Source organism: Paenibacillus sp. P4_A7, from assembly GCF_056402455.1.
Genome location: NZ_JBFUHJ010000342.1, coordinates 1 through 5,993 on the forward strand (window position 1 = coordinate 1; position 5,993 = coordinate 5,993).

The 5,993-nt window shown below is 42.5% G+C and carries 6 protein-coding genes and 2 pseudogenes; 2 read left to right on the forward strand and 6 right to left on the reverse strand.

All coding sequences use genetic code 11. From position 1 onward, the window contains the following. Positions 1-760, reverse strand: a 760-nt coding sequence (locus AC1DWN_RS25610) for a glycosyltransferase (RefSeq protein WP_477561722.1), incomplete at its 3' end; no start/stop codon positions are given. A gap of 248 nt (positions 761-1,008) precedes the next feature. On the opposite strand from AC1DWN_RS25610, the pseudogene AC1DWN_RS25615 reads away from it, so the two are divergent. Beyond that, a pseudogene (locus AC1DWN_RS25615) lies at positions 1,009-1,146 on the forward strand (IS4 family transposase); the annotation flags it as partial. A gap of 315 nt (positions 1,147-1,461) precedes the next feature. On the opposite strand, the gene AC1DWN_RS25620 reads toward AC1DWN_RS25615, so the two are convergent. Further along, on the reverse strand, positions 1,462-1,764 hold the full coding sequence (locus tag AC1DWN_RS25620) for a TetR family transcriptional regulator C-terminal domain-containing protein (RefSeq protein ID WP_477561726.1): 303 nt from the start codon (positions 1,762-1,764) through the stop codon (positions 1,462-1,464). A gap of 159 nt (positions 1,765-1,923) precedes the next feature. Here AC1DWN_RS25620 and AC1DWN_RS25625 point away from each other — a divergent pair, with 159 nt between their 5' ends. Next, entirely contained in the window at positions 1,924-3,933 is a 2,010-nt protein-coding gene (locus AC1DWN_RS25625) for an S-layer homology domain-containing protein (RefSeq protein WP_477561723.1), read from the forward strand. Between the two features lie 122 nt (positions 3,934-4,055). On the opposite strand, the gene AC1DWN_RS25630 is transcribed toward AC1DWN_RS25625, so the two are convergent. From AC1DWN_RS25630 to AC1DWN_RS25645, 4 genes and pseudogenes are all read right to left on the reverse strand, one after another. Further along, positions 4,056-4,178 (reverse strand): hypothetical protein, encoded by a 123-nt coding sequence (locus tag AC1DWN_RS25630; protein WP_477561727.1) that lies wholly within the window; start codon positions 4,176-4,178, stop codon positions 4,056-4,058. Further along, on the reverse strand, positions 4,121-4,588 hold the full coding sequence (locus AC1DWN_RS25635; RefSeq protein ID WP_477561724.1) for a sensor histidine kinase: 468 nt from the start codon (positions 4,586-4,588) through the stop codon (positions 4,121-4,123). The genes AC1DWN_RS25630 and AC1DWN_RS25635 overlap by 58 nt, the downstream gene beginning before the upstream one ends. A gap of 194 nt (positions 4,589-4,782) precedes the next feature. Further along, positions 4,783-5,487, reverse strand: coding sequence for an iron-sulfur cluster repair di-iron protein (gene ric / locus AC1DWN_RS25640; RefSeq protein ID WP_477561725.1), 705 nt, complete (start codon positions 5,485-5,487; stop codon positions 4,783-4,785). 145 nt (positions 5,488-5,632) lie between these two features. Beyond that, positions 5,633-5,993 (reverse strand): annotated as a pseudogene (locus AC1DWN_RS25645) (glucan biosynthesis protein); the annotation flags it as partial.

The following is a 5,993-nucleotide window of genomic DNA, read 5'->3' on the forward strand; positions in this document are numbered from 1 at the left end:
GTACCGGTGTTCCACAGGCCAGTGCTTCGATGAGAACGAGACCGAACGGTTCATTCCAAGTGGAAGGAAAAAGCACGCAACTTGCCTTGGACAGCAACTCTTGCTTATCATTTCCGCCAATAGGGCCGACGTAACGAATTTGTTCGTTGAGGTGTGGCTTAATCCTGGAATCGAAATAATCTTCATATTTTTTGTCATTATCAGGGGTTCCTTTGTGTAGGGTTCCGGCAATAATCAGCTCTTTCCCTGTTTTTTTCGCAACTTTGATTGCAAGATGGACGCCTTTTTGCTCCATAATTCTACCCACATAAAGGAGATAGTCATGCTTGGCCTTCTTAAATTTGTAATCTTGAAGTCTAATGCCGTTGTATACGAAGTAACCATTATTCTTTCCATATTTTTTAAGAATCATTTTACTTACATAGACTGGAATTTGCACGCCTTTAACTCTTTTCGAATGGGAGTTTCTAATGGTTGGAATGGGCGGGTTGACTTTTGCTACGATGCCATAATGATCATGAATGATATCAGCATCATCGGGGATGTGACGCATGATAAATTCGAGATGGGTCTCGATATCATCGGAAGGATATTCATAGAGTCGCATTGCGCGAGTGTTGGAGCCTTTTTTTGCGAATAGAATGACTTCATGACCGCGACGGACTAATTCTTCCGTTAAATAGTAAATGTCGCGTTGTGTACCGCCGTAGTCTATAGGTGGGACTGGTATCGTGTTATTAGATATTTGTATAATTTTCAAAACATCACGACTCCTTAAGATTAATTATTACCATATCATTTCTCTTGTTAAAATATGATTCACCGTCTGACAATGCAACGGCGATTTCATCAGTAGCTCTATAATGTTAGCCGTAAAAAAAATATCTAAATTCGAGGGGAACGACATGATGAAAAAGAACCATTCCATGTTTCCAGAAGCGGATACTACAAGTGAACTGAACGTAAGGCAAGTAAGCGAGAGAAATGGTATAAGAACTAGAGCTCCGCGTACGTCGTGTCTACGGGATGCGCTGGAGAATAGAAACCTTTTTCAAAGTGACAAAAAGCTACTTAAAACTGGGAACAGAGTTTCAGGGTCATTCGTTTGACCAGCTAATTAGCCACACCACGATTGTATTTGCTAAAGAGGGTGCGAAGGTCATCGTAGCTGATCTTAACCTAGCAGGTGCAGAAAAAGTTGTTGAAGGGATCATTAGTAATGGTGGAGTAGCAAAAGCAATGCAAGTAAATGTTGCAAAATTAGAAGATATCGAGAATATGATGGGATCTAATATTCGATATTAATACCAAAAGTGTATAGATCTAACGGAGTTGTTTTTACCATACGGTAGAAGAGCACAATGTTGCTCCTGAAGATTTTCAAATTGATTATTACTCAGATACAAAAAGGAATCCATTTTTTTTAACTATCCAATCCCCTCTGGCAATTTCCTCAACTTATTATGACCTAAATCTACCATTCTTAAATTTATTAAACGTTCGATTGTTATAATATAGCGGGATTTCTTCGGAGATTTTGATGTGATTCACCGAAAAATCGAGGGTGCAGTGGCCTCCGCGTAGGCACCCTATTTTTAAATAAGCAGCAAAGCTCTTGATATTCATCTGTATATGCCGATTATTGCCTTCGAGCTTGCTCATCATGATACCGCCATCCATGATGGAAAGGGTGAAGGTAGCTAGCGCCTCTATATCGAGGTCTGCTTTGAATTCAATAAAAGTTGAATATTGAATAATGATGATTCATGACGAGCGTGGATTTTGATAATCCATTAAGATTTCATTAAGATACGGCGCTGAGTTCTCATTTAAAATAGTAATTGATAAGGTTTTACGAATTGAAGCATAAGAGGGAACAGAGCATGGGGTATTGTAATTTGAGAAGGTAGGTGGGGTTTAAGCATGAGCAAGAAATTATTAATTTGGTTTACGGTGCTGGCAATCGGTTTGACATCCGCAGCATCGATTGGCGGCGGTGTAAGTGAGGCGAGGACTTCGGCAGATTTCAGCGATTTAAAGGATTTGGACGCGGCTTCGAAGGCAAAGTTCGATGCAATGATTCAAGCGGGTATCTTCGACGGAGTCTCTGATGATTATTTCGGTCTGAATGACATGATGACTCGCGCTCAATTTGCGAAGGTAGCAGCACTTATTTTTGGCCTTAACGTTGATCAAGATCTCAGGACATCTTCTTTCACTGACGTAAAGGCAGATGATCCAGCAAACGGCTACGCGCTACCTTATATTGAAGCGGTCAAGGCAGCGGGAATAACGGACGGCGTAGGCGACGGAGCATTTAACCCTGCGAGTAAAGTGACTAAAGAACAATTAGCTACATTTCTCGTTCGAGGTTTAGGTCAGGAGGCGCTAGCACAGTCGRCTCCAGGTGTTGGCGATAATACCGTTTCCGATTGGGCGCAAGGTTATGTCCAGTTGGCTCTTGAGCAAAGGTTGCTAGGTAACTCTATAAACGGTACATTTGGCGGTACAGCACAGGCGAGTCGTGGGTTACTTGCTGCTGGATCCTTTGAAAGCGCTAAAGAGTTCGAAGCTGCTAAACCTCTTGAAGTGTCGGGAGCAAACTTTGTGGCGGGGAATAAGCTTGAGTTGACGCTGACGGTAGCGATCGCTCCAAACTCCATTGATCTGTCCAAGATTATGATTAACGGTGTGCCGCTAGATCCGAAACTAGATAGCTATGTGTTGTCCGAAGACAAGAAGACGATCATAATAAAGCTCCATGAAGGCTTTAAAAGTGATACCTCCAAGACACCGGTTATCGTAGTAGACGGCTTGAAGACATTATTCGGTAACGAGGTGAAAAATGAGGAGATTAAACCAATACCGGTTAAGGTAACCGTTCCACCGGTGACGCCGCCAGTAGTCACGTATACACCATCGCCATCAACACCTACGCCAACCCCAGTGCCTGATGTGACGCTGACAATCGATGTCGTGAACGGAATAATCACGCAAAAAACGGCTTCTTATCGTGTAACAGGATCTGTTACCGGAACCGTGTATTACTCCGTGCTGCCCGCCGATTCCGCAGCTCCGAGCTTGGACGGAATCAAATTAGGAACGAATGCTATCGTGTATGGTTCGGTCAAATTGGAAGGAACGAAGGGGAACATATATTTGAGTGGATTAGCTGCGAGTACCTCCTATGTTCTGTATGCTTATGAGCTTGCTAATGATAAGACATCTAAGATCTCCTCTGTACGTTTCCAGACGTTAGCTGAAGAGCAGCTCGTTCCTACAATTATTTTTAACGCCTCGGGTACAAGTAGAATCATGGGAACCCTTAGTGATACGATTAATGCAAGTGTGAACTCAGAAGCATCTGACACCCTATATTACATACTTACCGAGTTCAATCCTTCTGATTCCCCAAGCGTTGCCCAGGTCAAATCGGGTCAAGATGTAACGGGAAACCCAGCGATTCAGTATGGAACTGTCGACATGGCCTTACACGGATCCTATATCAGCATCTCTGAGAACTTGCTATCCAACAAGATCTATCGCCTCTACGTAGTCGGATCTAAGGGAATGTTGGATAGTGCAGTCAAGGGGTTCACCTTCTATCGAACGGATTCGATCATCGACACGTTTACGAGCTTAGGCACGCCTGTCGTGAACRACAATTCGATTACAGTCTCACCGAATTACAGTGGAAGTGAGTATCATTTCTACTACTTAACAACGGATCAATTTGCAGGTGTGAACCCACCTTCTGCTGATTATATTGTTAATCTGGGTGGGATTGGAGTGTATGATTCCGTATACAAAACGGTTAGCATTCAAGGAACGTTTACCCCAAATATCGGACTCTATGCGGTTATTGTGGCCTATGATCAAGAGTTAGGCGATGATATCCGCTCGAATGTAGTAACTTATATTCCAATTCCCTGAGTAGACACTACTTTTGTATTGTTTTTGTATAGGATTCCAAACACATCTCGAAGAGATGTGTTTTTTCGTTTCGCCTTAAGAGTGATTCGGCGAACCGTATCGCAAATAGTGGTAAAGCAGCACTACTGTTCACGCTGATGATTTGACAGCTGGATTTCGAACACTGTCTTTTCATAAGGGACACTCGTCAAGGTAATTGATCCGCCATGGACGGCAATGATTTCTTTAACAATGGATAGTCCGATGCCAATTCCTTCGCCTTTTCTGCTGCTATCGACACACGGTAGAATCGTTCAAAAACATGCTCTTGATCCTGTAAAGGAATGCCACGACCTTTATCGATAACCGTTATGAATATAACATCATCCTTTTCCKAAAGTCCAATCTCAAGATAATGGCCTTCTGATCCGTAACGGATCGCATTGTCGAGCAGGTTTCGCAGTGCGCGTTCGATTAGGGAGTCATCAATCCAGTCTTCGATATCCTTGTCTGGAATATTTACTTCAACAGTGAAATTTTGCCCCTCTACATACATCAGGTATTCTGCGGCAATTTTTCGCAACATTTCAGATACATTCTGCGCTGCAGCATAAAGTTCTAAATTCCTCTCATCCTGCCGAGTAATATCTAGCAATTGATCTAAAAGCTTATCCATATAACGAGAGCGCTGCAGCATAACTTTGGCACTAGCTTGCAGCTCCTTCTTCGCGTGGCGTATATGATTCTGGAGTTTTGTCAGAAATTCGGCAGATAAATGAATTTGTTGAAATAGTGTAACTTAAACGAAACCCGAAAGTTAGAGACCTGAATACAGGCTTCTACTTTCGGGTTTTATTAGAATCTCAGATTTCAGACTGGTAAAGTAGATCGAACTTGATCGAACAATACGTGATTTTCGAGATGGATATGTTCAAACGTATCCTGCTCAAGCAAAGATAAGCGTTGATATACAAGTCGGTATGTGCCACAGGCATCAGCAGGCGGCTCATAGTCGTGTGTAATTGCACGCAATTCTTTTAGTAAATTACCTGCACTATCATGCTCTTCTTCCAAATTAAGCAGATAGGGCATGAGCTGCTCTCTCGTTTCTTCTACAGGATTGCTTGTATATTGAAGCAGCAATGGGAATACAACTTGATCTTCCTCCAATGTATGATCGAGCAATTCCTTCTTCAATGCAGTAAATAATTCTTGTACACGCAGCAAGTGCGGATGATGTTCTCCATGAACACGAGCAACTTTCGTTATATAGGGCGTCAACTGTGGCAGCTCATCTCGTAAAAAAGCGTGATGTTTCTTCTGAATATGCTCAACAAGCGTGGCTTCATCTAGTGATTGGGGCTTGCTTGATGCATGAGCAGCGTGGTGTTGTTCGATCTGTAATACCTCAGCCAGAACTTGCTTCGGGTCTAAATTCAGCGCTTTGGCGGCATCTTCCAAGTTGATTTTACCACCGCAGCAATAATCAATTCGCAGCTTTCGAAATAAATCCGCTGTTTGTGGAATCGCAGTGACAATGTCTGCAACAAGTGTATGATGTGTCGTTGTATTCATATACAGTCCCCCTTAAAAAGATTAACTCCTCGAATTAAGCTTAAAGCTTAATCGGTGTTAAGCCTGTGATTGTACACACACAATTCAAGAATTTTTTGTGACTATACATGGTTTGTTGATTATTGCGTGCTTGCGGCTTATGCGCGTAGTAATCGATTGACAGTCTCGCCGAATGAAAAGAAAAATGGCCTTTTTCTTCGACAATCCGTATACAGATGCTGCGAATTTTCTGTTCAATCTATTCCACTTCCATTACTCGAGTGCAAAGCTCCTCCAGCAAGGGGGGAAATTTCCCGTGGGATACTTTGTAAAGATCCGCTTCCTTGTCCTCCTCGAATATCAAATTCTTCTTCGCTCACTAGGCCACTAATAAACGCTTCGAAATTTTCGGCAAGGAAAGTAATTTCATAATCGTCCTCCTGATCGACGAAAATCATTTCTGGTTCACCATCTCTTCCGTATGCCCGGTAATCTAACATCACGACGTCATGACCTGCAGATAGAAA

Excerpts from the sequence above, each read along its gene's own strand:
- ric (WP_477561725.1), bottom strand. The coding sequence starts at position 5,487 with ATGAATACAACGACACATCATACACTTGTTGCAGACATTGTCACTGCG.